Source organism: Saliniramus fredricksonii (genome assembly GCF_900094735.1).
Classification (GTDB): domain Bacteria; phylum Pseudomonadota; class Alphaproteobacteria; order Rhizobiales; family Beijerinckiaceae; genus Saliniramus; species Saliniramus fredricksonii.
On sequence record NZ_FMBM01000002.1, the window covers coordinates 1,985,197 to 2,010,557 of the forward strand.

At 63.6% G+C, this 25,361-nt stretch carries 25 protein-coding genes; 10 read left to right on the plus strand and 15 right to left on the minus strand.

All coding sequences use genetic code 11. The features are described from left to right. Positions 1 to 2: 2 nt before the first annotated feature. Positions 3 to 212: a lipoprotein gene (locus GA0071312_RS19435; RefSeq protein WP_108721886.1), complete on the plus strand. Its 210-nt coding sequence runs from the start codon at positions 3 to 5 to the stop codon at positions 210 to 212. 30 nt (positions 213 to 242) lie between these two features. After that, positions 243 to 1,511 carry a diaminopimelate decarboxylase gene (lysA, locus tag GA0071312_RS15575; protein ID WP_074445706.1) on the plus strand — a complete coding sequence of 423 codons (1,269 nt, stop codon included), beginning with the start codon at positions 243 to 245 and terminating at the stop codon, positions 1,509 to 1,511. A 12-nt stretch (positions 1,512 to 1,523) separates the two neighbouring features. Here the strand turns inward: lysA and GA0071312_RS15580 are convergent, their stop codons facing one another. The 3 genes from GA0071312_RS15580 to GA0071312_RS15590 all read right to left on the minus strand — a co-directional run bounded on the left by GA0071312_RS15580 (position 1,524) and on the right by GA0071312_RS15590 (position 3,870). Next, positions 1,524 to 2,765, minus strand: a complete 1,242-nt coding sequence (locus tag GA0071312_RS15580) for a c-type cytochrome (protein ID WP_238947248.1) — start codon at positions 2,763 to 2,765, stop codon at positions 1,524 to 1,526. 155 nt (positions 2,766 to 2,920) lie between these two features. Next, a complete protein-coding gene (locus GA0071312_RS15585; RefSeq protein ID WP_074445708.1) occupies positions 2,921 to 3,367 on the minus strand; it encodes a response regulator in 447 nt (148 codons plus the stop codon). A gap of 41 nt (positions 3,368 to 3,408) precedes the next feature. After that, the gene (locus tag GA0071312_RS15590; RefSeq protein WP_074445709.1) at positions 3,409 to 3,870 is read right to left on the minus strand and encodes a BLUF domain-containing protein; all 462 of its coding nucleotides are present in this window, start codon (positions 3,868 to 3,870) and stop codon (positions 3,409 to 3,411) included. Positions 3,871 to 4,038: 168 nt separating this feature from the next. On the opposite strand from GA0071312_RS15590, the gene GA0071312_RS15595 reads away from it, so the two are divergent. The 4 genes from GA0071312_RS15595 (at position 4,039) to GA0071312_RS15615 (ending at position 7,586) form a co-directional block, all read left to right on the plus strand. Then, positions 4,039 to 5,322, plus strand: coding sequence for an MFS transporter (locus GA0071312_RS15595; protein WP_420819965.1), 1,284 nt, complete (start codon positions 4,039 to 4,041; stop codon positions 5,320 to 5,322). A gap of 197 nt (positions 5,323 to 5,519) precedes the next feature. Beyond that, positions 5,520 to 5,705: a hypothetical protein gene (locus GA0071312_RS15600; RefSeq protein ID WP_074445711.1), complete on the plus strand. Its 186-nt coding sequence runs from the start codon at positions 5,520 to 5,522 to the stop codon at positions 5,703 to 5,705. Positions 5,706 to 5,838: 133 nt separating this feature from the next. Then, entirely contained in the window at positions 5,839 to 7,236 is a 1,398-nt protein-coding gene (locus GA0071312_RS19440) for a pentapeptide repeat-containing protein (RefSeq protein ID WP_108721887.1), read from the plus strand. Between the two features lie 107 nt (positions 7,237 to 7,343). After that, positions 7,344 to 7,586: a hypothetical protein gene (locus tag GA0071312_RS15615; RefSeq protein WP_074445712.1), complete on the plus strand. Its 243-nt coding sequence runs from the start codon at positions 7,344 to 7,346 to the stop codon at positions 7,584 to 7,586. A gap of 27 nt (positions 7,587 to 7,613) precedes the next feature. Here the strand turns inward: GA0071312_RS15615 and GA0071312_RS15620 are convergent, their stop codons facing one another. From GA0071312_RS15620 to GA0071312_RS15645, 6 genes are all read right to left on the minus strand, one after another. Continuing rightward, on the minus strand, positions 7,614 to 8,357 hold the full coding sequence (locus GA0071312_RS15620; RefSeq protein ID WP_074445713.1) for an SDR family NAD(P)-dependent oxidoreductase: 744 nt from the start codon (positions 8,355 to 8,357) through the stop codon (positions 7,614 to 7,616). A gap of 8 nt (positions 8,358 to 8,365) precedes the next feature. Continuing rightward, on the minus strand, positions 8,366 to 9,862 hold the full coding sequence (purF, locus tag GA0071312_RS15625; RefSeq protein ID WP_074445714.1) for an amidophosphoribosyltransferase: 1,497 nt from the start codon (positions 9,860 to 9,862) through the stop codon (positions 8,366 to 8,368). An 82-nt stretch (positions 9,863 to 9,944) separates the two neighbouring features. Further along, positions 9,945 to 10,505, minus strand: coding sequence for a CvpA family protein (locus tag GA0071312_RS15630; RefSeq protein WP_074445715.1), 561 nt, complete (start codon positions 10,503 to 10,505; stop codon positions 9,945 to 9,947). A 104-nt stretch (positions 10,506 to 10,609) separates the two neighbouring features. Further along, the gene (gene radA, locus GA0071312_RS15635; protein WP_074445716.1) at positions 10,610 to 12,016 is read right to left on the minus strand and encodes a DNA repair protein RadA; all 1,407 of its coding nucleotides are present in this window, start codon (positions 12,014 to 12,016) and stop codon (positions 10,610 to 10,612) included. A gap of 17 nt (positions 12,017 to 12,033) precedes the next feature. After that, positions 12,034 to 13,170 carry an alanine racemase gene (gene alr, locus GA0071312_RS15640; protein WP_074445717.1) on the minus strand — a complete coding sequence of 379 codons (1,137 nt, stop codon included), beginning with the start codon at positions 13,168 to 13,170 and terminating at the stop codon, positions 12,034 to 12,036. A 7-nt stretch (positions 13,171 to 13,177) separates the two neighbouring features. After that, positions 13,178 to 14,671: a replicative DNA helicase gene (locus GA0071312_RS15645; RefSeq protein ID WP_074445718.1), complete on the minus strand. Its 1,494-nt coding sequence runs from the start codon at positions 14,669 to 14,671 to the stop codon at positions 13,178 to 13,180. Between the two features lie 386 nt (positions 14,672 to 15,057). Here GA0071312_RS15645 and GA0071312_RS15650 point away from each other — a divergent pair, with 386 nt between their 5' ends. Then, entirely contained in the window at positions 15,058 to 16,422 is a 1,365-nt protein-coding gene (locus GA0071312_RS15650; protein WP_074445719.1) for a globin-coupled sensor protein, read from the plus strand. A gap of 4 nt (positions 16,423 to 16,426) precedes the next feature. On the opposite strand, the gene ubiA is transcribed toward GA0071312_RS15650, so the two are convergent. Both ubiA and GA0071312_RS15660 read right to left on the minus strand, forming a co-directional pair. After that, positions 16,427 to 17,365, minus strand: a complete 939-nt coding sequence (gene ubiA / locus GA0071312_RS15655) for a 4-hydroxybenzoate octaprenyltransferase (protein ID WP_074445720.1) — start codon at positions 17,363 to 17,365, stop codon at positions 16,427 to 16,429. Positions 17,366 to 17,424: 59 nt separating this feature from the next. Continuing rightward, positions 17,425 to 17,886: a hypothetical protein gene (locus GA0071312_RS15660; RefSeq protein WP_074445721.1), complete on the minus strand. Its 462-nt coding sequence runs from the start codon at positions 17,884 to 17,886 to the stop codon at positions 17,425 to 17,427. 209 nt (positions 17,887 to 18,095) lie between these two features. Here GA0071312_RS15660 and GA0071312_RS15665 point away from each other — a divergent pair, with 209 nt between their 5' ends. Next, the gene (locus tag GA0071312_RS15665; RefSeq protein ID WP_074445722.1) at positions 18,096 to 18,839 is read left to right on the plus strand and encodes a 16S rRNA (uracil(1498)-N(3))-methyltransferase; all 744 of its coding nucleotides are present in this window, start codon (positions 18,096 to 18,098) and stop codon (positions 18,837 to 18,839) included. 49 nt (positions 18,840 to 18,888) lie between these two features. Continuing rightward, entirely contained in the window at positions 18,889 to 21,567 is a 2,679-nt protein-coding gene (gene uvrB / locus GA0071312_RS15670; protein WP_074445723.1) for an excinuclease ABC subunit UvrB, read from the plus strand. 22 nt (positions 21,568 to 21,589) lie between these two features. On the opposite strand, the gene GA0071312_RS15675 is transcribed toward uvrB, so the two are convergent. The 3 genes from GA0071312_RS15675 to GA0071312_RS15685 form a co-directional block, all read right to left on the minus strand. Next, positions 21,590 to 22,519 (minus strand): restriction endonuclease, encoded by a 930-nt coding sequence (locus tag GA0071312_RS15675; protein ID WP_074445724.1) that lies wholly within the window; start codon positions 22,517 to 22,519, stop codon positions 21,590 to 21,592. Between the two features lie 25 nt (positions 22,520 to 22,544). Continuing rightward, the gene (locus tag GA0071312_RS15680) at positions 22,545 to 22,760 is read right to left on the minus strand and encodes a hypothetical protein (RefSeq protein WP_131817835.1); all 216 of its coding nucleotides are present in this window, start codon (positions 22,758 to 22,760) and stop codon (positions 22,545 to 22,547) included. Positions 22,761 to 23,150: 390 nt separating this feature from the next. After that, complete coding sequence (locus GA0071312_RS15685; protein WP_074445726.1) at positions 23,151 to 23,462, minus strand: hypothetical protein; 312 nt, start codon at positions 23,460 to 23,462, stop codon at positions 23,151 to 23,153. A 777-nt stretch (positions 23,463 to 24,239) separates the two neighbouring features. Between GA0071312_RS15685 and GA0071312_RS15690 the strand changes: the two genes are divergently transcribed. After that, on the plus strand, positions 24,240 to 24,473 hold the full coding sequence (locus tag GA0071312_RS15690) for a hypothetical protein (RefSeq protein ID WP_074445727.1): 234 nt from the start codon (positions 24,240 to 24,242) through the stop codon (positions 24,471 to 24,473). Here GA0071312_RS15690 and GA0071312_RS15695 read toward each other — a convergent pair. After that, positions 24,464 to 25,222 (minus strand): M48 family metallopeptidase, encoded by a 759-nt coding sequence (locus GA0071312_RS15695; RefSeq protein ID WP_238947250.1) that lies wholly within the window; start codon positions 25,220 to 25,222, stop codon positions 24,464 to 24,466. The two genes, GA0071312_RS15690 and GA0071312_RS15695, sit on opposite strands and share 10 nt — an antisense overlap. Positions 25,223 to 25,361 lie beyond the last annotated feature (139 nt).

Consider the following 25,361-nt stretch of genomic DNA (forward strand, 5'->3'; position numbering starts at 1 on the left):
CCATGACCCTGTTATCGCCCGGCGGGCGCGCCGTTCTCGTCGCAGCAGCCGTCGTCCTCACCCTCGCCGCTTGCGGGCGGCGCGGTGCGCCAGAAGCGCCGCCCGCTGCCGCTGAACGTCAGGTGATCGAGAGCGAGCAGCAGCAGGACGGTCGCGACGTCACCGGCCCCGCCCGGCCTGATCGCCCCTTCGTGCTCGACGCCCTGCTCTGATCCCCCTCCCGCCAGCGAGCCCCCGCCCCCATGCACCATTTTCAGTATCGCAACGGTGTGATGCACGCCGAGGATGTCGATCTTTCACGGATGGCGGAAGCGGTCGGCACGCCCTTCTACTGCTATTCGACCGCCACGCTGGTGCGCCATTACGACGTCTTCGCCGAGGCCTTCGCCGGAGACGACGCCCTCGTCTGCTATGCGATGAAGGCCAATTCCAACCAGGCTGTGATCAAGACGCTGGCGGATCGCGGTGCGGGCATGGATATCGTCTCGGAGGGCGAATTGCGCCGGGCGCTCGCCGCCGGTGTTCCCGGCGAGCGGATCGTCTTTTCCGGTGTCGGCAAGACCCGCCGCGAGATGGAGGCCGCGCTTTCGGCCAGGGTGATGTGCTTCAACGTCGAATCGGAGCCCGAGCTCGACGCGCTCTCGCAGGTCGCGACCGCCATGGGTGTCGAGGCGCCGGTTTCACTGCGGGTCAATCCGGATGTCGATGCGCGCACCCATGCCAAGATCTCGACGGGCCGCTTCGACAACAAGTTCGGCATCCCGATCTCGCATGCCCGGGCCGCCTATGCGAAGGCGCTCGCCCTGCCCGGCATCCGCACCGTCGGTGTCGACATGCATATCGGCAGCCAGATCACCGATCTCACTCCCTTCGACGATGCCGCCGCGCTGCTGGTGGAACTCGCCCGCGATCTGATGGCGAGCGGGCATGATCTGCATCATATCGATTTTGGTGGCGGGCTCGGCATCCCCTATCGCGAGAGCGACCCGCCGCCGCCGGAGCCAAAGCGTTTCGCGCAGGTGATCCGCAAGCATGCGCACGGGCTCGGCCTGCGGCCGGTCTTCGAGATCGGGCGGATGATCGCCGGCAATGCCGGCATCCTCGTTTCCCGCGTAATCTACGTGAAGCAGGGCGAGGGAAAGATCTTCATCATCGTCGATGCGGCCATGAACGACCTGATCCGCCCGACGCTCTACGAGGCCCATCACGACATCAAGCCGGTCTCGGAAGCGACGGGCGCGGGCACCGTCACCGCCGATGTCGTCGGCCCGGTCTGCGAGAGCGGCGATTACCTCGCCAAGGCGCGCGACCTGCCTGCCCTCGCGCCGGGTGATCTGATCGCGGTGATGACGGCGGGCGCCTATGGCGCGGTGCAGGCCGGCACCTACAATACGCGCCTGCTGGTGCCGGAAGTGCTGGTGCGCGGGGATCGCTACGAGGTGGTGCGCCAGCGCGACACCTATGAGAATCTCATCGCCCAGGACCACCTGCCTGACTGGCTGCTCGGCTGAACCCGCCGCGCCTCACTCCGTCATCCGCGCGAGAAATTCCACCAGCGCTTCGCGGTCATCATCCGAAGGGATGCGCTGCTCGGGCATGCGCGTGCCGGGCGTGTAGGCTTCGGGGCCGTATTCGAACAACTCGGCCACGGTGCGCGGTGTCCAGACGATATCCATCTCGCGCAGGGCCTGCGAATAATCATACCCCTCCGCCGTGCCGATGCGGCGACCGAATATGCCGTGCATGGTCGGCCCGGCGCGGTTGCCGTCATCGGGGGTGAGCGCATGGCAGAGCGCGCAGGAGCGCCAGACTTCCGCGCCACGGCTGCCGTCATCGAAAGCGATTTCCGTCGGCGCCTCGCCGCTGCCGCGCGGCGCGCCCGTCGTGAGATCCCAGCGCCGGATCAGCCCGTCCGCCCCGCCGGTCAGCAGATCATCACCGGTAATCGCGAGCGACCAGATGGCGCCCTGTTCGGGCAGGATCGCATGACGGCTGGCGAGGTTACCGGCATCGAGCAGCCAGACCTCCCCCGTTACCGCCGCAGCGGCCAGAACCCCGTTGCTGCTGGCGATGCTCACCAATGGGCGCTGTGAAAGCTGGCGCTCGCCGCTCATCCCGTCGCCGTCGAAGACACGCAATGCGCCATCGGCGAAGATCACGGCCACTCCCGTATCGAGAACCGCAAGCCCATTCGGCGAATCGGGCAGCCCCAGAGTGTGCGCCGACTCTCCGTCCCGCCATGTGACGAGGCGCAGATCCGAGCCGATGCTGAGCAGATCGCCATCAGCGCGATAGGCGATGCCGGTGACCATGCCCTGATGTGCATCGACGAGCCGGGCTTCGTTTGCGGTGAGATCCACGAGCTGGATACGCCCGTCCCAGCTCGCAGCGGCAAGCACCGTGCCATCGGGCGAGACCGCGAGTTCGGCGACAGGCCCCTGATGCAGGGCGGTTGTGAAACGCGGCTCGCGCGCATCCTCGTCCCACAGGGCGATACGCCCGTCCTGACCCGCCGTGGCGAAACCGCCATCGGGCAGGAAGGCGGTGGCGGTGACGCTGCCGTCATGGAAGCGCAAGACCAGCCGCGCCACCGCGCTCTCACCGTCCCAGACGATGGCGCGGGTATCGAACGAGCCCGACAGCACCGCCGCACCCTCGACCGCCAGCGCGCTGACCGGGCCGCCATGGCCCTGAAGGTCCTGCGCGGCGGCGGGAGCGGCGAGCAACGTCGGCGCGAGCAGCACGGCGAGCATGAAACGACGCAATGGAAACCCCTCCCCGCAGCGGCAGGCATGCGTTTTCGAACCATATGACTGCGAGGGTATGTCAGCACCGGGTGGCTGACAATGCGCGGGGTTGCGGTTTGATTGCCGCATGGGAAAGATGGAGGCTGGTGCGCGCGGCCCGGGAGCCGGAACGATCAGGCGATTTCCTTCAACCCGCCGCCGGAGGTCCAGTCATTGACGAGGCGCTTGCGCTTGGCGCGCCGGCGCAGCACCGTCTTGAGCTTGCTCTTCAGAAGCGTGATGTCGAACGGCTTCAGAAGGAAGGCGTCGACGCCCGCCGCATGGGCCGTGGTGACCTGCTCGAAGGTGATCGAGGTCTCGGTGAGGATGAAGGCGATCTTGTAGAGATTTTCGTCGCTCTTGACCGCCTTGAGGATCTGCATCCCGTCCACCGGCTCGAGATCGAGATCGGAGACGATCAGCCCGTATTGGCCGCGCCGGATCATCTCCAGCCCCTCGACGCCGGACGTCGTCATCTCGACATCCTCGAAGCCAAGGCGGTTGAAGATCTCGACGACGAGTTTGCCGATCTTGTGGTTGTCGTCGATGATCAGGACTGAGGGAAACGGATCGTCCGCCATGGATTACCCTCCCCCTTTGCCAAATGCCGGCATCGCCACCCTCATGTCAGCACCTCGATGCCGCGCTGCGCCAGCAGGCTCGATTGCAGTTCGATGATGAATTCACGCAGCCACCCGGCCTTGGGCGTGCCGCGCGTATAGGCTTCTTCGAGATTGTACCGGTCGAGGATATCGTTGAAGCCGCCTTCGCGGTCGATCAGTTCCAGCGACGGCAGGAGCTCGCGCCGGGGCACTTCGCGCCATTCCACGATGCGCACTTCCTTGTGGCGGCTGTCCTGCACGATGCGGTTGAAGGTCTGGTTGAGCGCGTCGCGATCGCCTTCCAGCATCTGTGTGAACCAGCCCTTGTCGAGCACGAGAATGCTGGTCATCAGCGAGAACTCGTTCTGGCGCCGGCTGGTGCGGATCAGGTTCGCGATCTGCTCCTTGCGCTGCTCGATGTCGGAATCGAGCACGGAGCGGCTGTAATAGATGATCCGGCTGTGACTGCTGCGCGACAGCATGCGGGGCTCCTTGTTCAGGGAGAAGCATTGCCAGAGCGAAGATAAAAAAGCGTAAAGTCACTCACAGCCGTGCACAAACGGCCATCGGGGCCATGCTCCGCGCGCGCTGGTGCCGTCGCGGCGGATGATGATAAAAGAATGCGCCCCTTGTGCTGACGGATGGTTGCATTGTCGAATCCAGCCCCGATCTACGACGATTCCCATATCGATTCCCGCCGCGCCTGGATCCGGCTCGGGATCGCCGTCGCGCTGAGCGCCATCGGCGGGGTCGGGATGTGGTCGGTGGTGGTGGCGCTGCCCGCCGTGCAGGAGGAGTTCGGCGTGCAGCGCGCCGGCGCCTCCTTCCCCTATGCGCTGGCCATGGTGGGATTTGCCTTCGGCGGTATCCTGATGGGCCGGATCGCAGACCGGTTCGGCATTGTCTTTCCGCTCGTCGGAGGCGCTTGCGCGCTCGCGCTCGGTTATATCCTCGCCGGCTTCTCGACCAGCATCCTGCAATTCGCGCTCGCTCACGGTATCCTGATCGGCCTGCTCGGCTCCTCGGCTTCCTTCGGCCCGCTGATCGCGGAGATCTCGCACTGGTTCCAGAAACGGCGCGGCATCGCCGTGGCGGTCTGCGCCTCGGGGAATTACCTCGCGGGCACGTTCTGGCCGCCGGTGGTGCAGTTCTTCATCGCGGAGGCCGGCTGGCGGGCGACGCATATCGGCATCGGCCTGTTCTGCCTCGTCACCATGATTCCGCTGGCGATGCTGCTGCGCAAACGCGCCCCCGCCCTGCCCGCGCCGGTTCCCGGCGCCGTCATCGCCAATCCGGCCCGCGAGGGGCTCGGTCTGTCGACGGGGACGCTGCAGACGCTTCTGCTGGTCGCGGGCGTGTCCTGCTGCGTCGCCATGGCGATGCCGCAGGTGCATATCGTGGCCTATTGCACCGATCTCGATATCGGCGCGGCGCGCGGGGCGGAGATGCTCTCGCTGATGCTCGCCTTCGGCATCGTCAGCCGCATCGCCTCCGGATTCATCGCCGACAGGATCGGCGGGCTCGCCACGCTGCTGCTCGGCTCCAGCCTGCAGGGCTTTGCCATCGTCCTCTTCGTGCTCTTCGACGGCATGGCCGCGCTCTACATCATCTCGGCCCTGTTCGGCCTGTTCCAGGGCGGCATCGTGCCGAGCTACGCCATCGTCGTGCGCGAATATTTCCCCCAGCGCGAGGCCGGGATGCGCGTCGGCGTGGTGCTGATGGCGACCCTGTTCGGCATGGCTTTCGGCGGCTGGCTCTCCGGCGCCATCTTCGACTGGACCGGCTCCTACGACGTCGCCTTCCTCAACGGCGTCGCCTGGAACCTCCTCAACATCGCGATCATCTCGTTCCTGCTGATGCGAAGGGGTGGAATGCGGTTCAGGCGGGTGCGTGAGGGGAGCGGGAGTGGGGGTGTGAGCGGGGTGCCGGCGTGAGGGGGTGAGAAAATCGGCTATGCAGTGTTGAAAAGCGATCCTGAATTGGTAATATTGTTCACGATAAGTTTCTGATAGCGATTCGGGATCAGCTGATCCGGTCGGCGTGGGACGCGCTTCGCTCCGCTCAATTCGGAGGCAGGCTGGCAAGGCAGCCCTGCGCACTTTAGCATGCGTGCGGAGAAGGGATCGATTGGATGATCAGCGGGCGCAAGAACACATTCTTCCGCGTACAGACCGTCGCACGTGATGCGAAATCCGGCACATTCCAGACCCGGAACACGCCATCAGGCGGCAAGGTCGTGTCAATCCGCCGCGAGACCTACATCGCGGCAAAGAAGGCTGCGGCGAAGGCGATGGCGCGGATGACTCAGGCTGGTTGAGCGGCGGGTTAGCGCCACAAGTCAGCATTCCGGCTATTCCGATCTCCCTGTGGACAGCGTGTGCAAGGTCCTTTTCCGCAGGCTTTCATTGTGCCAGCGTGTTCCGTGACGAACGGAAGCGGAACGACGCAGCATGAGCGATACGGAATTTGATATAGACACAAGCAAGCTGACCCCGGCCAACCAGAACCCGTGGTACATCCTGATGACGCTGTATGGCGAGCAGGAGGGGGATGAGATTGATTGGGAACTGCATAAGAAGAATAGGCGAGCCTGGAATTCATGGATCGCAAAACAAATCAAAGGTGATGACTTGGATAACATCTCTCGCATAACGAGGGAGAGCATAGCGAGCATCGAGGAATTACAAAGCAGAAACGATGACCCAATCGGCCTTCTTGAAAAAACTTGGAAGGAAAGAGGCAATAATAACGAATTAAAAATTCCACATTCGCACTCGTCCATTAATTTATCAAAAAACTATTTTAACAAAAATTTTTGCATAAGTGGATTTATATATCCAAATTTTTTCGGCATCTCCGGATCAAAATTCAATAAAAAATTTATTGCATCAAACGCTTACTTCAAAAATTATCTCGATATTTCAGGCAATTTTTTTCATGGCTTGATGGACTTAAGAGAATCGATGTTTGTTAAAGGATTCTGCATGTTTAATAATACATTATGCGAATCTGAGTTTGCTTTTATGCGATGCCATGAAGAAATATTCGTAAGAAACTGCATATTTAAAGAAAAAATAGAATTCACAATGTCAACTTTTGACTGCGATACCAAATTTGAGACATGTAAATTTGAGTCAGATGTAGATTTTTATGACGTCGAATTTAAGAGAAGAGTTGAATTTATTGAAAGTAAATTTTGTCAAAAAATAAAATTTACCTATTGTAAGTTCTCAGACTCTCTTACTCTTTGGAAAACAAAATTTCTGAAATATTATCCAAATTTTCATGGCGCATCGATTTCGGAAAAATTTATAATTACTTCTGAAGAAAATTTTTGGCCAAAGCACAACATTGCCAATCCACGAACAGCCTTGTCGTCTTGCGCAAGGTTTCGTCATGCTCTGACAAGTCTGGGTCTTACCGAAGATGCCCATTTTTTCTTCCGTCGTGAAATGCATTTCACGGGAAAAGTTGGTTCAATTTGGCAGCGTCTTCCGTATCACACCTATGGCGCTTTCTCGGATTACGGGTACTCAATCCAGAGACCGACAATCGCGTTAATCTTGATGTGGTTCATCGGCTCAATCGGCCTCGCAACCGGCCTTACGGATGCAAGATCAACAATTGGCTTGATCGAATCACTACCCGTCGTCACCACTACAGCCGCAGCCCTCAGCTTCAGCAACCTCTTCCCCTTCTTCGGCTTCACCGGCACCTATTTCGAACCTGGTTTCCTGCGTGAGCTTCCCGCGTCGCTGAAGGTCCTCTCCGCCGCGCAGACGGTGCTGTCGTTGCCGCTTCTGTTCTTCCTCGGCCTCGGCCTGCGCACGCGGTTTCGCATGCGGTAAACCGATTGCCTCAAATCCTCCCCATCCCATCAACCCCATATTTACCACGTTCCCCCAAGCTTGACCGGATTGGCGCCGGGGTGCGCCGGATATGGGGCGAGGACGGGATGTTTTATCGGACGCTCAAGGCGGCAATTTTTATCGGCCTTCTGACACTGGCGGCGGGGCAATATGCCTATAACGCCGCTGATCGCGCGACGCTGGAGCGGATTGCGCGGGGTGAGGATCCGCAGGTTACGGGCTCGATCAACGGCACGGCGCGCGGCCAGGGCGAGGCGCGACCGATACCGGATATGCCGAGCGCGGCGAATGCCGTGCGGCTCGATCCCTGCGTGGATACGCGGCACTGACCTGCATGGCCGGCGCCCCGCAGCCGCTCATTCCGGCGCGCGATGCGTCAGAACCTTGCCTGACGGGAAATCGAAGATCTTGCCGGTTTCGCTCCAGTCCGGTGAGGCCAGCCGCAGGATCTCCGGGGCGAGATCTTCCGGCGTGCGCAGCGTCTCGGGCTTCTCGCCCGGAAAAGCCGAGGCGCGCATGCGGGTGCGCAGCGGGCCGGGGTTGAGCATCATCACGCGGATCTTCGTCTTCACGGTCTCGGCGGCATAGGCGCGCCCGAGCGCCTCGAGCGCCGCTTTCGACGCCGCATAGGGCCCCCAATACGCCTCCCCCAGATGCGCCGCACCCGAGGTGACGAGGATGGCACGGCCCGCATCCGAGGCCCGCAGGAGCGGATCGAAAGAGCGCAAAAGGCGCCAGTTCGCCGTGACGTTCACCGCCATGGTCTGGTCCCAGACCTTCTGGTCGAGATGCGCCAGCGGCGTCAGCGCGCCCAGCACGCCGGCATTGCCGAGAAACACGTCGAGCTTGCCCCAGCGCTCGTAGAGCGCGAGGCCGAGCCGGTCGAGCGCGTCGAGATCGGTGACGTCCAGCGGCACCAGCGTCGCCGGCGATCCCCCCGCCGCGCGAATGTCATCGTCGAGTTCTTCCAGCGCACCCTGCGTGCGCGCCACCGCGACGACATGCGCCCCGGCCTCGGCGAGGGCGAGCGCCGCAGCGCGCCCGATTCCGCGCGAGGCACCGGTGACGACGGCGATACGGTCCTGAAACGGTTTCGTCATGAGGGCACTCAATCGGCTTCTGCGAGCAGGGAGAGCTTGCGCGGGCTGGCGACTTCGAGATCGGAAAGCGGCGTGGGATAATCGCCGGTGAAGCAGTGATCGGTCAGCTGCGGCGCATGCGGATCGCGACCGGGGAAGCCGAGCGCGTGATACAATCCCTCGACCGAGAGGAAGGCGAGCGAATCGGCGCCGATATAGGCGCGCATCGCCTCCAGATCATGCGTGGCGGCGAGCAGGTTGTCGCGCTCGGGCGTGTCGATCCCGTAGAAATCGGGATGGGTGATCGGCGGCGAGGCCAGCCGGAAATGCACTTCTTTCGCGCCGGCCTCGCGCATCATCCGCACGATCTTCACGGAGGTGGTGCCGCGCACCAGCGAATCGTCGATCAGCACGATACGCTTGCCGGCGATCGCCGCGCGGTTGGCGGAATGCTTGAGCCGCACCCCGAGTTCGCGGATCGCCTGGGTCGGCTGGATGAAGGTGCGCCCGACATAATGGTTGCGGATGATGCCGAGCTCGTAGGGCACGCCCGCCTTCTGGGCATAACCGATCGCCGCCGGCACGCCGGAATCGGGCACCGGCACCACCACGTCGATATCGACCGGGTTCTCGATGGCGAGCTGCGCGCCGAAGGCCTTGCGGGCCTCATAGACGCTGCGCCCGTTCACGATGGAATCGGGGCGGGCGAAATAGATGTATTCGAAGACACAGGGGCGCGCCGGGCATGGCGGAAACGGGCGCAGGCTCTCGACACCATCCTCCGAGATGACGACCACTTCGCCGTTTTCGATATCACGCACGAAACGCGCGCCAATCATGTCGAGCGCGCAGGTCTCGGAGGCGAGAATGTACTTGCCGTCGAGCTCACCCAGCACGAGTGGCCGGATGCCCAGCGGATCGCGCGCGCCGATCAGCTTCTTGTTCGACAGCGCCACCAGCGCATAAGCGCCCTCCAGCGCCCGGACGGCATCCAGGAAACGTTCGATCAGGCGCGGTTTGCGGCTGCGCGCGAGCAGATGCAGGATCACCTCAGTATCGGTGGTGGACTGGCAGATCGCCCCGTCCTTGATCAGCTGGCGGCGCAGGGTGATTCCGTTGGTGAGATTGCCGTTATGCGCCACCGCGAAGCCGCCGCCATCGAGCTCGGCGAAGAGGGGCTGCACGTTGCGGATCACCGTCTCACCGGTGGTGGAATAGCGCACATGGCCGATGGCGGAGGCGCCCTCCAGCCGCTCGATCACGGCGCGGTCGGAAAAGGAATCACCCACCAGCCCGAGCTTGCGCTCGGCATGGAAGCGCTTGCCGTCGAAAGAGACCATGCCCACGGCTTCCTGGCCGCGATGCTGGAGCGCGTGCAGACCGAGCGTGGTGATTGCCGCCGCGTCGGGATGTCCGAAAATGCCGAAGACGCCGCATTCCTCGCGCAGCGTATCGCCATCGAGATCGAAATCGTGATCCGCTCCGACGGGCGGATAGCTGGCGTAAGTCTCGCTCATGATCGTCATTCCGTTTCTGTTTCGGTTCTCCGAAACGAAAGACGGCGCCGGCACCACACCGACGCCCGGTCCGGCGGCGCGAACCGCGCCGTCAGGTCGGCTGCTCCGGCACCAGTTCCGCTGGCTCGCCCGGATCGCCTTCCGGGCCGCGATCGAAGCGCTGCAGCAATGCGTCGATATCCCCCGGCAACATGCCGACCAGCCCGTCACTGCCCGCTTGCAGCATCGGACGCGTTGCCGCCTCCTCCGCCCAGCCGGGCATCATCCCGTCGGTGAGGTGGCTGAAGAAGAACCAGGCGATGATGCAGATCAGAAACCCGCGTGCGGCGCCGAAGGCGAAGCCGAGCGTGCGGTCGATGGCGCCGATCGCGGAATCGAGGATCATGTCGGAGATCTTTACCGTGATCAGCGAGACGATGATCAGCGTCAAAAGGAACACCACCGCGATCGCCGCGCCGAGGGCGATATCGTCATTGCCGATATATTCGCGCGTATAGGGCAAGAGCAGCGGATGAAACGACCAGGCAGCAAGCGCGGCCGCGATCCAGGCGAAGATCGCCAGGACCTCGCGCGTGAAGCCGCGCACTGCGGCGAGCAAGGCGGAAATCAGAACGACGCCGATGACGACGAGATCGAGTATCGGTATGGGCATTCCGGACAAGGCCTACAAAACGCTCGAGGGCGGGCAAAGCGGGAAGACGAATGGTTGTCGCGCGCGCTGTATAACCCGCCGCGCGCCGTTCGTCACCCTTGCTTTCACCCTGATGCGGCATTTCGATGACGCCCGCGCGCCGCGATCTGCGCAACGAGCTCGGTGATATGGCCGACGACATTGCTGCGCAAGGGCGTGCCGCCATCGGCCTCGCCGCGCAGGGCCGGTATCACGGCGGTGGAAAAGCCGAGCTTCGCCGCTTCCTTCATCCGCGTCGGCGCCTGGGACACCGGGCGCACGGCCCCCGAGAGGCCGAGCTCGCCGAAATAGACCGAATCCGCCGGCAGCGCCGCGCCGGAAAGCGAGGAGACCAGCGCGGCAGCAGCCGCAAGATCGCAGGCGGGCTCGCTGACACGCATGCCGCCGGCGACGTTGAGATAGATGTCGTGCATGCCGAGCTTGAGCCCCGCATGCGCCTCCAGCACCGCCACCACCATCGACAGACGCGCCGGATCCCAGCCGACCACGGCGCGACGCGGCGTGCCCAGCGCTGTCGGCGCGACCAGCGCCTGGATCTCGACCAGCAGCGGGCGCGTGCCCTCCATGCCGGCGAAGACCGCCGTCCCCGGCGCCGCCGTATCGCGTCCTTCCAGAAACAGGGCCGAGGGGTTGGCCACCTCGGCGAGCCCCTTGCCCGTCATCTCGAACACGCCGATCTCGTCGGTGGGGCCGAAGCGGTTCTTCACCGCACGCAGGATGCGGAAATGATGCGCGCTGTCACCCTCGAAGGAGGCCACGGCATCGACCATGTGCTCGACCACGCGCGGCCCGGCGATCTGCCCGTCCTTGGTAACATGGCCCACGAGGATCACCGCCGCGCCGCTGGTCTTGGCGTAGCGGATCAGATGCTGGGCGCTTGCACGCACCTGCGTGACCGTACCGGGCGCCGATTCCACCGTATCGGTCCACATGGTCTGGATCGAATCGATCACCACCAGCGCCGGCACCGCCCCCTCCGAGAGCGTTGCGATGATGTCCTCGACATTGGTCTGGGCAGCGAGCTCGACCGGGCTTCCGGCCAGCCCCATCCGCTCGGCGCGCAGGCGCACCTGCCCGACCGCCTCCTCGCCCGAAATATAGGCGACGCGGCGCCCCGCATTGGCGAGCGCCGCCGAAGCCTGCATCAGGAGCGTGGATTTGCCGATTCCCGGATCACCGCCGATCAGGATCACCGAGCCGCGCACGAAACCACCGCCGGTGACGCGGTCGAGTTCCGCAATGCCCGACGGCGTACGCGGCGGCTCCCTGCTCTCGCCCTCAAGCCCTTCGAGCGCGAAGACGCGCCCCTTGGAGCGCGGGCTGCGCAAAGCGGCGGGAAGGCTGGCGGAAGCGTCACCACCGACCTCCTCGACGATGGAATTCCAGGCCCCGCAGGCCTCGCATTTACCCATCCAGCGGTTATAGACCGCGCCGCATTCCTGGCAGAGATAAGTCGCGCGTCGCTTGGCCAATGTCCCGTCCCGTTCGCTCAGGCGTTGCGGTAGAAGCGGGCATAGCGGCGCCCGAGGCTGGTGAGGATCTCGTAGGGGATGGTGCCTGCGCGCGCCGCGACCTCGTCGAGCGGGAGCCCGTCCCCGATCATCACGGCGAGCCCCCCGCGCCGCGCGGCGTCTTGCGGCACGTCGGTCACGTCGATGACGATCAGATCCATGGAGACGGATCCGGCGAAGGGACAGGCCACGCCGCCCACCAGCGCGATACCCGCCTTGATGCCTTGCGCGGCCTTGGAATCCCAGCCGCTGGCCGAGCGGAGATAACCATCGGCATAGCCGATCGACAGCGTCGCGAGGCGGCGCGGGCCGCGGGCCGTCCATTTGCCGTTATAGCCGACGGCGGCCCCGTCCGGCACATCGCGGATTTGCAGAATCTTCGCTTCGAGCCGCACCACCTCCCGCATCGGATTGGGTTGGCCGGGCACCGGATTGGCGCCATAGAGCGCAACCCCCGCGCGGGTCTGGTCGAAGGCCGCCACGGGCTCGATGAAGGCGCCAGAGGAATTGCAGAAGGAGGCGGGGATGTCCGGGAAATGCTTACGCAACCGGGTGAAATCGGCGAGCTGGCGGGCATTGGAGGGATCGGCCTGATCCTCGGCGCTGGCGAGATGGGTCAGGATCAGCACCGGCCTGAAAGGCAAGGCGCGCGCCACCTCCGCGACCTGCTCCGGCGACAGGCCGAGGCGGTTCATGCCGGTATCGATATGGATCGCTGCCGGCGGTGCATCCGGATGCGCGGCAGCGTATTCGCCCCATTCCACGATCTCCTCGCGCGAGCCCAGTACCGGGCGCAGGCCATGCGCGGCATAGACCGGCGCTGTACCGGTGAGGAAGCCGTTGAGCACATAGATGACGGCGTCGCCCGTGAGCGCGCGCACGCGTCTGGCTTCAGCCAGATGCGCCACATAGAACGTGCGGCAGCCGGCTGCAAGGAGCTTCGGCACCGCCATTTCGATGCCGATGCCATAGGCGTTGGCCTTCACCACCGCCGCGCAATCGGCCCCGCCCGCACGATCGCGCAGCAGGCGCCAGTTGAAGGCGAGCGCGTCGAGATCAATGCTGAGGCGTGCGCCGGCTTCCTCGGGGGGGATCACGGCGAAATCGCCGATCATGGCAGCCTCAGTCACCGATCCGCTCCGGCAACTTGTCATCGTCGGCGAGATCGGTGAAGCGGGTGATATCCGCCTGGAAGGCGAGCTGGACGGTGCCGGTGGGGCCGTGGCGCTGCTTGCCGATGATCACCTCGGCCTTGCCATGCGCCTGATCCATCTCCGCCTGCCATTTGAAATGCTCTTCCGTGCCCGGCTTGGGCTCGCGGTTCTGCAGATAATATTCATCGCGATAGACGAACATCACCACGTCGGCATCCTGCTCGATCGAGCCGGATTCACGCAGATCCGCCAGTTGCGGGCGCTTGTCCTCGCGCGCCTCGACCTGACGCGAGAGCTGCGACAGGGCGATCAGCGGCACCGACAATTCCTTGGCCAGCGCCTTCAGCCCGGTGGTGATCTCGGTGAGTTCCTGCACGCGATTCTCGCCGCGCTTGCCGGAGCCGGAAAGCAGCTGAAGATAATCGACCACGAGGAGATCCAGCCCCTTCTGCCGCTTGAGCCGGCGCGCCCGGGCGGTGAGCTGGGCGATGGAGATGCCGCCGGTCTGGTCGATGTAGAACGGCATGGTCTGCATTTCGCGCGCGGCATCGGTGAGCTTGTAGAACTCGTCCTCGCGGATATCGCCGCGCCGGATCTTGTAGGACGGTATCCCCGATTGCTCGGCGATGATGCGGGTGGCGAGCTGTTCGGAGGACATTTCCAGCGAGAAGAAGCCGACAATGCCGCCATTCACCGTCTCGATCACACCGTCCTGTCGCTTCTCGCCGCGATAGGCCTTGGCGATGTTGAAGGCGATATTGGTCACGAGCGAGGTCTTGCCCATGGCCGGGCGCCCGGCGAGGATCACCAGATCCGAGGGCTGCAAGCCGCCGAGCATGCGGTCGAGATCGACGAGGCCGGTCGAGATCCCCGAAAGCTTGCCCTCGCGCTGATAGGCCTTCGCCGCCATGTCGACAGCGGAGGTGAGCGCATCGGCGAAACGCTGGAAGCCGCCATCGTAGCGCCCGGTCTCGGCGAGGGTGAAGAGCTTGCGCTCGGCCTCCTCGATCTGCGCGCGCGGCGTCGAATCCACCGGCGCGTCAAAGGCGGAATTGACCGTGTCCTCACCGATGGCGATCAGCTTGCGGCGGATCGAGAGATCATAGATCGTCTGCCCGTAATCGAGGGCGTTGATGATCGTCGTCGCCTCCGCGGCCAGCCGCGCCAGATATTGCGAGACGGTGATGCCGCCCAGATCCTGATCGCCCAGAAAGGTCTTCAGCGTGATCGGCGTCGCGACCTTGCCGGCCTTGATCAGGCTCGATGTGACCTCGAATATCCGCCGGTGCAGATCCTCGTAGAAATGCTCGGGCTCAAGGAAATCCGAAACACGGTAATAGGCCTCGTTGTTGACGATGATGGCACCCAGCAACGCCTGCTCCGCATCGAGGTTATGCGGCGCAATGCGGTACTCCGCCTCGTTCTGATCAAGCTGCGCCACCAGCGCATTGGCATTCGCCATCGTGGGTCCCGTCCGAATCGTTTTGCTGTCGAGCGTCAGGGTAGAGGAAGCGCGCGGCCATTGCGATGATTCGACCGGCCGCACCCGCTTTCCCCGGTTTGCACAGGCTGTGGATGACGGTGCGGGGAAAACTGAAAATCCATCATTATAGCTATTTTTGATTGTTTACTGAAGTATTCAATCCATAACATTTCGCAAGACGCGCCTCGTAATCGTCCTTACTCCAGCATTCAGAACTCCTTAAAGTTTGCACGGCAACCTGACGCTTGGGAATCAGACAGAAACCAGAAACAGAATCGCAATGTGGGAATTTTTAATAAAGCTTAATTCCGCAAGAGAGCCGCTGGAAACCTTGATCTACGCAACACCAACGCACTGGTAAACCCATGAAGAGCGCCGCCGCCCAGAGCTTCGACAAAGCCGATCACGAGACACGCCTGCGCTATGCCCGCATCGATGCCACGACGCGCGCCGACCTTCCCGCGATCTGGCAGCAGGTCGCGCCGGACCTGCCCGGCGTGCTGAGCCGGTTCTACGCGCATGCACATGCCGAGCCCCATCTCAGCCAGCTTCTCGGCGACAAGCAGGCCGGGCTGGAAACCGCGCAGGCGAAACACTGGGAACGGCTGTTCGGCGGGCAGTTCGACGCGGATTATGTCGCGAGCATCCGCCGGATCGGCATGGCGCATGTGCGCATCGGGCTCGAGCCGCGCTGGTACATTGCCGGCTATCAGTTCCTCCTGAACGAGCTCAGCGCCATCGTCGTGCGCAAGAACCGTTTCGCACCGAGCCGGCTCGCGCGTTATATCGCGGCGCTCAACAAGGTGGTGATGCTCGACCTCGACTATGCCATCTCGACCTATCAGACCGCTTTGATCGAGGAACGCCAGCGCCGCAATGACGCGATTGCCGGCGCGATCGAGAATTTCCGCGGTTCGGTGGATTCCATCCTCGGCACGCTCGACACCAATACGGCGCGGATGCAGGAAACCGCGACCTCGCTGACGAGTGTTGCCGAACAGGCCGGTCGCGAAGCCGATTCGGCGACCAATGCGTCGCGCGACACCTCGCTCAATGTGCAGAGTGTCGCCTCCGCCACCGAACAGATGACGGCGTCAGTCAATGAAATCGCCGACCAGATCAACGGCGCGAGCAGTATCGTGCGCGAAGCATCGGAAATGACGGAAGCCTCGACCGCCGAAGTCGAGCGCCTCGCCGAGGCCGGACGCCAGATCGGAGAAGTCGTCTCGCTGATCCAGGCGATCGCCGAACAGACCAACCTGCTCGCCCTCAACGCCACGATCGAGGCGGCGCGCGCCGGCGAGGCGGGACGCGGCTTCGCCGTCGTCGCCCAGGAGGTGAAGGCGCTGGCCAGCCAGACCTCGAAGGCGACGGAGGAAATCGCCCGCCATGTCCACGGCATTCAGGGCTCGACGACGACATCGGTCGAATCGATCCGAAAGATCGCCAGCATCATGACCCGGATCGAAAACGTCACCGGCAGCGTCGCTGCCGCGATCGAGCAGCAGAGCGCGGCCACCGGCGAGATCTCCACCAATATCCAGCGCGCCGCGAGCGGCACGCATACGCTCTCGGAGAATGTCGCCGGGGTGAATGAAGCGATCAGCGAGACCAACCGCTCGGCCTCTTCGGTGACACAGGCGGCCACGGAACTCTCCGCACAATCCTCTCTGCTCTCGCGGGAAGTGCGTCAGTTCTTCGACGTCCTGCGCAACGAGGATGCCGCCTGACGGCTCAGCCGAGCAATGCCGCCAGCGAGAAACCGGCAAACAGGATCAGGCCCGCATCGCGGTTGGAGCGAAACAGCTTCAGCGCGCGCGGGCCGTCCGCGCGATCCATGGTGACGACCTGCCAGGCGAGATGCGCGGCGAAGGCGGCGGCGGCGAGATAGCCGATCAGGCCAACTCCGCTCGCCGCGACGGCACCCGCCACCAGGGCCGCGCTCAGCGCATAGAAGCCGGCAACCGCCGGCTTCACGTTCTCGCCGAAATAGCGCGCAGCGGATTTGATGCCGACGATCTCGTCATCCTCGATATCCTGGATCGCGTAGATCGTATCGAAACCGATCGTCCATGTGATCGCGGCGGCGTAGAGCAGCAGCGGCGCCAGGGCCAGCGCACCGAATTCCGCCGCCCAGCCCATCAGCGCACCCCAGGCGAAGCACAGGCCGAGCACGAATTGCGGCATCCAGATGAAGCGCTTCATGAAGGGGTAGAACAGAACGATCCCGATCGAAGCAAAGCCGAGGGCGATGGTGAAAGCGTTGAACTGGAGCAGCACCAGCAATCCCACGAGGCATTGCAGGCCCACGAAGATCACGGCGCCGCGCAGGCTCACCCGCCCCGAGGGCAGCGGCCGGTCGCGGGTGCGCGCGACCCGCGCATCGAGCTCGCGATCGACGATGTCGTTATAGGTCGAACCCGCCCCACGCATGGCGACGGCGCCGATCAGGAAAAGCACGAGATGCCAGGGATCGGGATAGGAGGCCCCCGCCGCAGCCGCGGCGAGCGCGGCGGACCACCAGCACGGGAGCAGCAGCAGCCACCAGCCGATCGGGCGCTCGATCCGCGCGAGCCGCAGATAGGGCCGCAGGAACATTGGCGCATTGCGATCGACCCAATGCCCCTTCACGGCATCGGGCACCCCCTTGTCGGCAAATGGTGAACGAAACACGATCTACTCCGGAGCGGCGTCGGGCCGGCGCGGGACGCGCGGATGACGAAGGGGAACGATCAGAGCGCACCCTGCGGCATCGGGAAGCGCCCGGTCAGGCCCGGCCCGCCGAGTTGCCCCTCTTCCTGCTCTTGCCGAGCCTGGTTTTCCAGGCGATTGATTTCGGCCGCCGCCTGACAGGCCTGATCGCGCACCCCGGTTACCTGTTCGTGGTCCTGCGTGAAACCATCGACGAAGCTCTGCGGAATCTGGCACCAGGCCTGATTCTCCTCGACGAATCCCATGACCTCTTCGCCGTTCGCGACGAGCTCGCGGAAGATCGGGCAGGCCTGACGCGGGTCGACATCCTCGGTGCCCAGCGCATTGATGCGCTCGACAAGCCCCGAGCGCGCTTCGAGCATCGGATTGATATCGTCACACGACATGCCCTGCGCCTGCACGGGCGAGGCGGATTGCGGGCCGATCGTGGCAAAACCCGCCACGAGCCCCGCCGCGATGATGGAGAAAGTGATACGCTTCATGATCGATCGGATCCCGTAATCGCCGGCCCTGTCTCACACCGGCCCGCATCTCATATCAGATGTGACGCGACGGTGCCAATCGCGCACGCACGCATCCTTGTGCCGACCCTGCGGATTGCCGCCATGCCGGTCAGGTCTTGCAGCATGAAATTATGGCGGCATTGTCGCAGATATGCGACGGAGACCGGCGCAGACGGCAGGAGAGAGATTTGGCCAGTTACGATTTCCGCACCCAGCGCCTGTTCCTCGATACCCCGCTCGCCATCGGCACGCGGATTGCGCTGGAGCGCGCCCAGGCAAATTATCTGCTCAACGTGCTGCGCCTCGGCGAGGGGGCGGAAATCCTCGTCTTCAACGGGCGCGACGGCGAATGGAGGGCGCGGATCAGCGTCGAGGGGCGCAAGAGCGGCTCGCTGCTCACCCTGCAGCAGACCCGCCCGCAGAGCCCTGCCCCCGAGCTCGTCTATCTCTTCGCGCCGCTCAAGCATGCCCGGCTCGATTACATGGCCCAGAAGGCGGTGGAGATGGGCGCGGGCCGGCTGCAGCCGGTCCTGACCCGGCGCACCCAGGCCAACCGGGTCAATCTCGATCGCATGCGCGCCAACGCGATCGAGGCGGCGGAGCAATGCGGCATCCTCGCCCTGCCGGACGTTCTGCCCGAAACGCGCCTCGGCGACGCAATCGCGGCTTTGCCGGACGAGACGGTGCTCGTCTTCTGCGACGAGGATGCGCCGATCGCCGATCCCGTCGCCGCATTGCAGGCTGCGCCCGCCGGATCGCTCGCGGTGCTGATCGGGCCGGAGGGTGGTTTCGACCCGCAGGAGCGCGCGCTGCTTCTGGAGCGCGCGAACACCGTGCGCCTCGCGCTCGGCCCGCGTATCCTGCGCGCCGATACCGCCGCCGTCGCGGCACTGACCCTGGTTCAGGCGGTGCGCGGCGACTGGATCGGATAGCGCCGGATTAGCTCTTTTCGTTCCGGGCGGGCTATCCCATATTGCGCGGATGGCGAGACAGAAGACATCCCCCTCCCCCCGCAACGTTTCGAGCGACGATTCCGCCGCGAGCAAGCCCGCGCGCAAGGCGCCGAAAGCTCCGGCCAAATCCCCCGCGAAATCCGGCAAGGCTCCCGCGAGCAAGGCTTCCAAACCCGAGCTGAAGCCGCTTGACGCGCATCTGGCGGAGCTGCTCAATCCGGCGCTCAACAAGCCCCATGTCAGCGCCTATGACTTGCCCGGCGGCAAGGCCCCCGGCGCGATGGAGGAAGCGCCGCAGGCCGGGTTCGCGGCGGGCGATTCCACCCCCGTCCTCGCCAGCGACGCCGTCTCCGCCACGATGCAATCCCTCGAAAAGCTGCTGATGGAGGGCAATCCGCTCTTCCGGGACGGCAAGACCTGGGTGCCCCACCGGCCCGAGCGTCCGGAGAAATCCGAGGGCGGCTACCGCTTCACCATGAAGAGTGAATACGAGCCCGCCGGCGACCAGCCGCAGGCGATCAAGGAACTGGTCAAGGGCGTGGGCGAGAACGAGCGCGACCAGGTGCTGCTCGGCGTCACCGGATCCGGCAAGACCTTCACCATGGCCAAGGTGATCGAGGAAACCCAGCGTCCGGCGCTGATCCTCGCGCCCAACAAGACCCTGGCCGCGCAGCTCTACGGCGAATTCAAGAGCTTCTTCCCCGACAATGCGGTGGAGTATTTCGTCTCCTATTACGATTACTACCAGCCCGAGGCGTATGTGCCGCGCTCCGATACCTTCATCGAGAAGGAGAGCTCCATCAACGAGGAGATCGACCGGATGCGCCATTCGGCCACCCGGGCACTACTGGAGCGCGACGACGTCATCATCGTCGCCTCGGTCTCGTGCATCTACGGTATCGGCTCAGTCGAGACCTACACCGCCATGTCCTTCTCGCTCAAGGTCGGCGAGCGCATCGACCAGCGCCAGATCATCGCCGATCTGGTGGCTTTGCAATACAAGCGCATCCAGTCGGATTTCCAGCGCGGCTCCTTCCGGGTGCGCGGCGACGTGATCGAACTCTACCCGGCCCACCTGGAGGATCGCGCCTGGCGCATCGGCCTGTTCGGCGACGAGATCGAGCAGATCGTCGAGTTCGACCCGCTCACCGGGCAGAAGACGGCGGAGCTGGAATTCGTCAAGGTCTATGCCAACAGCCACTATGTCACCCCGCGCCCGACGCTGCAGCAGGCCGTGAAGGGAATCAAGCAGGAGCTGAAATGGCGGGTGCAGGAGCTCACCCGGATGGGCCGGCTGCTGGAGGCGCAAAGGCTGGAGCAGCGCACCACCTTCGATCTGGAGATGATCGAGGCAACGGGCGCCTGCAACGGCATCGAGAACTATTCGCGCTATCTCACCGGCCGCCGCCCCGGCGAGCCGCCGCCGACCCTGTTCGAATACCTGCCCGACAATGCCCTCGTCTTCACCGATGAGAGCCACGTCACCGTGCCGCAGATCGGCGGGATGTATCGCGGCGACTTCCGCCGCAAGGCGACGCTCGCCGAATTCGGCTTTCGCCTGCCGTCGTGCCTCGACAACCGCCCCCTGCGCTTCGAGGAATGGGACGCCATGCGCCCGCAATCGGTGCATGTCTCGGCCACGCCCGGCAAATGGGAGATGGAGCAGACCGGCGGCGTCTTTGCCGAGCAGGTCATCCGCCCCACCGGGCTCGTCGATCCCCCCGTCGATATCCGTCCCGCGCGCTCGCAGGTGGACGATCTGCTGGGCGAGGTGCGCGAGACGGCGCAGGCGGGCTACCGCACGCTCGTGACGGTGCTGACCAAGCGCATGGCGGAGGATCTCACCGAATATCTGCACGAGAACAACGTGCGTGTGCGCTACATGCATTCCGACATCGACACGCTGGAGCGCATCGAGATCCTGCGCGACCTGCGGCTCGGCGCGTTCGACGTGCTGGTGGGCATCAACCTGCTGCGCGAGGGGCTCGACATTCCCGAATGCGCCCTCGTCGCCATTCTCGATGCGGACAAGGAGGGTTTCCTGCGTTCGGAAACCTCGCTGATCCAGACCATCGGCCGCGCCGCGCGCAATGTCGACGGGCGCTGCATCCTCTATGCCGACAAGATCACCGGCTCCATGGAACGCGCCATGGCCGAGACCAGCCGCCGCCGCGAGAAGCAGCTCGCCTGGAATGCCGAGCACGGGATCACGCCCGAGAGCGTCAAGCGCAATATCGGCGACATCCTCCAGAGCGTCTACGAGCGCGACCATGTCCGCGTCGATACCGGCCTCGCCAGGGATGCCGAGACCGTCGGCCACAATCTCAAGGCCGTCACCGAGGATCTCGAAAAGCGCATGCGCGAGGCCGCCGCCAACCTCGAATTCGAGGAAGCCGCCCGCCTGCGCGACGAACTCAAGCGCCTCCAGGAAACCGAACTCATGATCGGCGACGACCCCATGTCCCGCCAGAGCGCCATCGAGGACGGCGCGGGACGCTATGGTGGCGGCGGCGGATCAGGCAAGGGACGCGGGAAAGGGCGCGGCGGCGGCGCGAGCCGGGCGGCCAAGCCCGGCCTCGACGATATGGGCCCGGGCACGGATCGCGAAAGGCCGCTCGGCGCGGAGGGTTATGTGCGGCCAGCGGGACGGAGCAGCGAGGGGCAGCCGGGGAAGGCGCCGAAGTTTAAGGGGCGGCGGGGGCGGTGATGTGGGGGGACGTTAAACCGTCTCAGATCTTGCCAAACCACTCATGATCGATATTCACGCGCTCGATCATTTCCGTAGAAATGCCGAGTCGATTTTCCTTCAGGAGATCACACAAGCGATCCCCATCGATCAGATCGATAGCTGTCGCCCCGTCTCTTGTTGCTTCTTCAGAGGCTTGAGAGGTGAAATGTCCCGTTGTTATCAGAATTCCTTTATCAGCTCTTCCCTGCATCGCCCCCCGAAAATCACGGATCTCCTTTGCGCCGACACTGCCTTTCCATTTCTTGCACTGAAAATACACTTGGAAAGAGACAAGGTTTACGCGCAAAACGCCAACTCCATCGATTCCCCCATCGCCAGATTTCCCACGCACCTCTACTTTCGTGAAGCCGGCTTCACGAAGGAGACGTTGAGCCAATCTTTCAAAAGCATCAGGGGCGATGGCTCCGAGCCGCTCCAGAAGCACAGACTTCCAGTTTTCTTCTCCCTCGGGTTCGTTTTGAGGTATTTCTGTATCAGTGCGCGGCTCCACAATATCCGTGGTGTCAACTTCCTTCGCACTGAGCTTTTGTTCAATACGCTTTTCTCGGGCACGTTCACGCTCTTCCAATTGCACCTGCTGAAAGATCGCTTGAACGTCATTGTAGGATGCGATTTTGGAGCCATGTTCCGTAAGAGACCAAATTCCGCGTGATGAATTTATTATTGCACCTCCTCTTTTCAGATAAGTTCTGGCCCAAGCAAGATAGTAGTTTACGCGCGATCTGTTTTCATCTCGCTGCATTACATAAGACTGCTCAGCCTCCGTAACGCCCTCCTGTTCTATTACCTTTTCATCCAGCTCTTGTATCGATGCTGATCCACCAATAGATCGTAAAGCCTCGACAATAGCGAGCATCATTGCTGGAAGATCAGGCAATCGATCTTTTTCAATTCTGAACCGACGCGACACCTTCTACAGCCTTCCCTGAAACTGGCTAATGAAATTCCTGCACTTGCCTCACGGGCGTAACGTCGCGCGGAAAATCCACCACCCGCACAGCCTTGCCGGCGTCATAAACACCGTGTCCAAACGCGTCTTGCGCGACGCCGGGTTCCGGCGAGGGCGAATCGGTGCGGGTCATCATCGGATCAAGAATACCGCAATCCCCCATCCACGCCACCCCCGCGCCCACACCCGCCATGAAGGCCACGCCCGAACTCCCCTCTCCCTCGTGGAGAGGGGTTGGGGGTGAGGGGCGTATCAGAATAAAGCGCGGCGCGTGATGAAGCGCGACCGTCATCCACGGCAGAGCATAATCATCAACGCCCCTCACCCCCGGCCCCTCTCCGCGGAGGGAGAGGGGAGATCGCGCTGCATCGACCGCTCGCATGAGCGGATGCCCCTCGTGGCAGGCGAGGCCCGCCCGCCATGAAGCGCGCGCCCGAACTCCCCTCTCCCTGGTGGAGAGGGGTTGGGGGTGAGGGGCGTATCAGAATAATGCGCGGGCGTGATGAAGCGCGACCGTCATCCACGGCAGAGCATAATCATCAACGCTCCTCACCCCTGGCCCCCACGGCGGGAGAGGGAAGATCGCGCTGCATCAGCCGCTTCGCCCTCGCCATGTTGGCGGGATCAGCATTGGCTGGTCGTCGTCGAGGGGCAGGTAGGTCGGGGCGTCGTCGGTGGTGGCGGGGGATGTGTGGCGCAGGATGCGGTACTGGCCGGTGGCGTCGCGGTGGACGGTGTAGACGAGTTCGCCATCAGCCTGCGGCGGGGCGCGTCGCCCGCGCAGGATGAGTGCCGTCATGGCGAAGATGAACACCGGCGGGATGATCAGCCACAGCGCCTTGATCCAGTCCGTCAGCGATTGATAGGTGATGAAGAATGCCTGCCAGAATGTCGTCTCTTCCATGCTCGAACTCCCCGAAGACCGGTCCTGAAATCAGGTTCGCGTGGTCACCAGAGGATCGCTCTGGTGACCGGGGAGTTAGAAAGCCGCCTCTAGACGACCGCACTGGCCTTTAGACCGGAGCCTTGGACATACGCCAGCGCCTCCCCGGCCATGAAGGTCGAGGAGGTGCCTTTTCGGTCGCACCGACCGCTAGAGGAAGGGGTTTCTACGCCCCGGAGCCGAATTTCGCCGACCCTGTGGCGACAGTAAAACACGTATCAGGCATTGGAAAGAGGGGTTTTGGTTGTATTGGCGCACAACTTGGCGCGTCCCGGACACCCTCCCCTGAGGGGGGAGATCGGGCATGCGCTGCATCAGTCCGGCTGTGGAAATCCACCACCCATCTGCGGTCGGCCCCCTTGCACAGTCGCAGCCATGGCGGGCGCAAAAAAAGGGCCGCTCCGGAGAGCGACCCAAGTCTAGGGAGGAAACGCCCAAGGAGGGCGATGAGTACCGCGACGCCGTCGCGTTACCGCACTGCAATAATGTAGTCCCTGCCCGCCTGTTATCCAAGGTCAAAAGGTCAGCATCGCTGCCCGTTTTTTGAGCCCCTTGCCGAAAATGCAGACGCGCATTCGTTGGAATCAAGAACCAATCCTGGCGGTAAAATACAATCTTAAATCAATATTCATCTTGTTTTCGCATGATCAGCATCACGATTCAGCCTGATTCACCGCTTATCCGGCGCGATGATGCGTTTCGCACCGGGCGACGCGGAATCAATGATCGGTGACGCGTATGACCACGCACACGAACAGCCCTGCTTACGAACGGACCGCCTCCGCCGCCCCGGAGGGTTCCGGGCCTCCGAATGGCGGCCTGGTGCGCAGCGTCGATGCCGCCATCAATGAGATCCGCGCCTGCATTGACGAGCGCGAGCGGATGCCGACCACGCTCGCGCGCCGACGCCTCGCGGCCCATCACGCGGCGGCCCGCCTGCGCCGCAGGATCGGCGATGATGTTCAACCGTAACGGTGCAGCGCGCTGCCATGGCGTTTGAGCCATGCTTCCGCAGCATCCGTGTGCGGACACAGCCCGCGCAGAACCGTCCAATACCGCGGCGAATGGTTCATTTCCGCCAGATGCGCCACTTCATGCGCGGCGAGATAATCCAGCACCATCGGCGGCGCCAGAACCAGCCGCCACGAGAATGACAGATCCCCCCGCGCGGTACACGATCCCCAGCGCGAGCGCGTATCGCGCAGGCTGATCCGCCGGGCCGGGCGACCGAGCGCAGCGGTGTACCGGGAGACTGCCCCGGTGAGATCGCTGCGCGCCTCCCGCTGCAGAAATTCGCGCACGCGCTTGCCCACGAACTCGGCCTCTCCCGCCACCGCGATGATCGGCGCGCCCTGCGCATCGCTGGTGGCGCGCGTCGGACCGCGCACCCGCGACCAGTGCACGATACGATGGGCAACGTCCCGAAGCGGCACCTGTGCCCCGTGCTCCAGCGCCACGCGATCGGGCAGCCTGTCCACCCGGCTCGCGATCCAGCCGCCATGGGCCCGTGCGAAGGCGAGCGCCTGTTCCAGCGCCGCGTTTTCGGGCATGGTCAGGATGATCTCACCGCTGGCCTGGCTGACACGCAGGCTGATCCGGCGCGCCCGCGCATTGCGCCGCAGACGCACGGGATAAACGCTGTCGCGATGCGCGATCTCGACGCGCTCGGGATCGACCGGAGCGGCGGAGCGGGGCATGAGATCACGGATCAGGTTGCGCATGCATTGCTCCGGTGGCGCCGATTGTCGGAATTCGGCTTAAGCCGTTCTTAACGCAGCATGCCGATTCGGTACAAATACGCCGACGAGAATGCCGCATCGGCTTTGTTCTTAACACCCGCTTTACCTTCCTGTCGCAAAT

Bases quoted from the DNA above. Each gene is read 5' to 3' on its own strand.
- GA0071312_RS19435 (WP_108721886.1), top strand. From the start codon at position 3: ATGACCCTGTTATCGCCCGGCGGGCGCGCCGTTCTCGTCGCAGCAGCC.
- lysA (WP_074445706.1), top strand. From the start codon at position 243: ATGCACCATTTTCAGTATCGCAACGGTGTGATGCACGCCGAGGATGTC.
- GA0071312_RS15585 (WP_074445708.1), bottom strand. From the start codon at position 3,367: ATGGCGGACGATCCGTTTCCCTCAGTCCTGATCATCGACGACAACCAC.
- GA0071312_RS15590 (WP_074445709.1), bottom strand. From the start codon at position 3,870: ATGCTGTCGCGCAGCAGTCACAGCCGGATCATCTATTACAGCCGCTCC.
- GA0071312_RS15600 (WP_074445711.1), top strand. From the start codon at position 5,520: ATGATCAGCGGGCGCAAGAACACATTCTTCCGCGTACAGACCGTCGCA.
- GA0071312_RS19440 (WP_108721887.1), top strand. From the start codon at position 5,839: ATGAGCGATACGGAATTTGATATAGACACAAGCAAGCTGACCCCGGCC.
- GA0071312_RS15615 (WP_074445712.1), top strand. From the start codon at position 7,344: ATGTTTTATCGGACGCTCAAGGCGGCAATTTTTATCGGCCTTCTGACA.
- GA0071312_RS15620 (WP_074445713.1), bottom strand. From the start codon at position 8,357: ATGACGAAACCGTTTCAGGACCGTATCGCCGTCGTCACCGGTGCCTCG.
- purF (WP_074445714.1), bottom strand. From the start codon at position 9,862: ATGACGATCATGAGCGAGACTTACGCCAGCTATCCGCCCGTCGGAGCG.
- GA0071312_RS15630 (WP_074445715.1), bottom strand. From the start codon at position 10,505: ATGCCCATACCGATACTCGATCTCGTCGTCATCGGCGTCGTTCTGATT.
- alr (WP_074445717.1), bottom strand. From the start codon at position 13,170: ATGATCGGCGATTTCGCCGTGATCCCCCCCGAGGAAGCCGGCGCACGC.
- GA0071312_RS15645 (WP_074445718.1), bottom strand. From the start codon at position 14,671: ATGGCGAATGCCAATGCGCTGGTGGCGCAGCTTGATCAGAACGAGGCG.
- GA0071312_RS15650 (WP_074445719.1), top strand. From the start codon at position 15,058: ATGAAGAGCGCCGCCGCCCAGAGCTTCGACAAAGCCGATCACGAGACA.
- GA0071312_RS15660 (WP_074445721.1), bottom strand. From the start codon at position 17,886: ATGAAGCGTATCACTTTCTCCATCATCGCGGCGGGGCTCGTGGCGGGT.
- uvrB (WP_074445723.1), top strand. From the start codon at position 18,889: ATGGCGAGACAGAAGACATCCCCCTCCCCCCGCAACGTTTCGAGCGAC.
- GA0071312_RS15685 (WP_074445726.1), bottom strand. From the start codon at position 23,462: ATGGAAGAGACGACATTCTGGCAGGCATTCTTCATCACCTATCAATCG.
- GA0071312_RS15690 (WP_074445727.1), top strand. From the start codon at position 24,240: ATGACCACGCACACGAACAGCCCTGCTTACGAACGGACCGCCTCCGCC.
- GA0071312_RS15695 (WP_238947250.1), bottom strand. From the start codon at position 25,222: ATGCGCAACCTGATCCGTGATCTCATGCCCCGCTCCGCCGCTCCGGTC.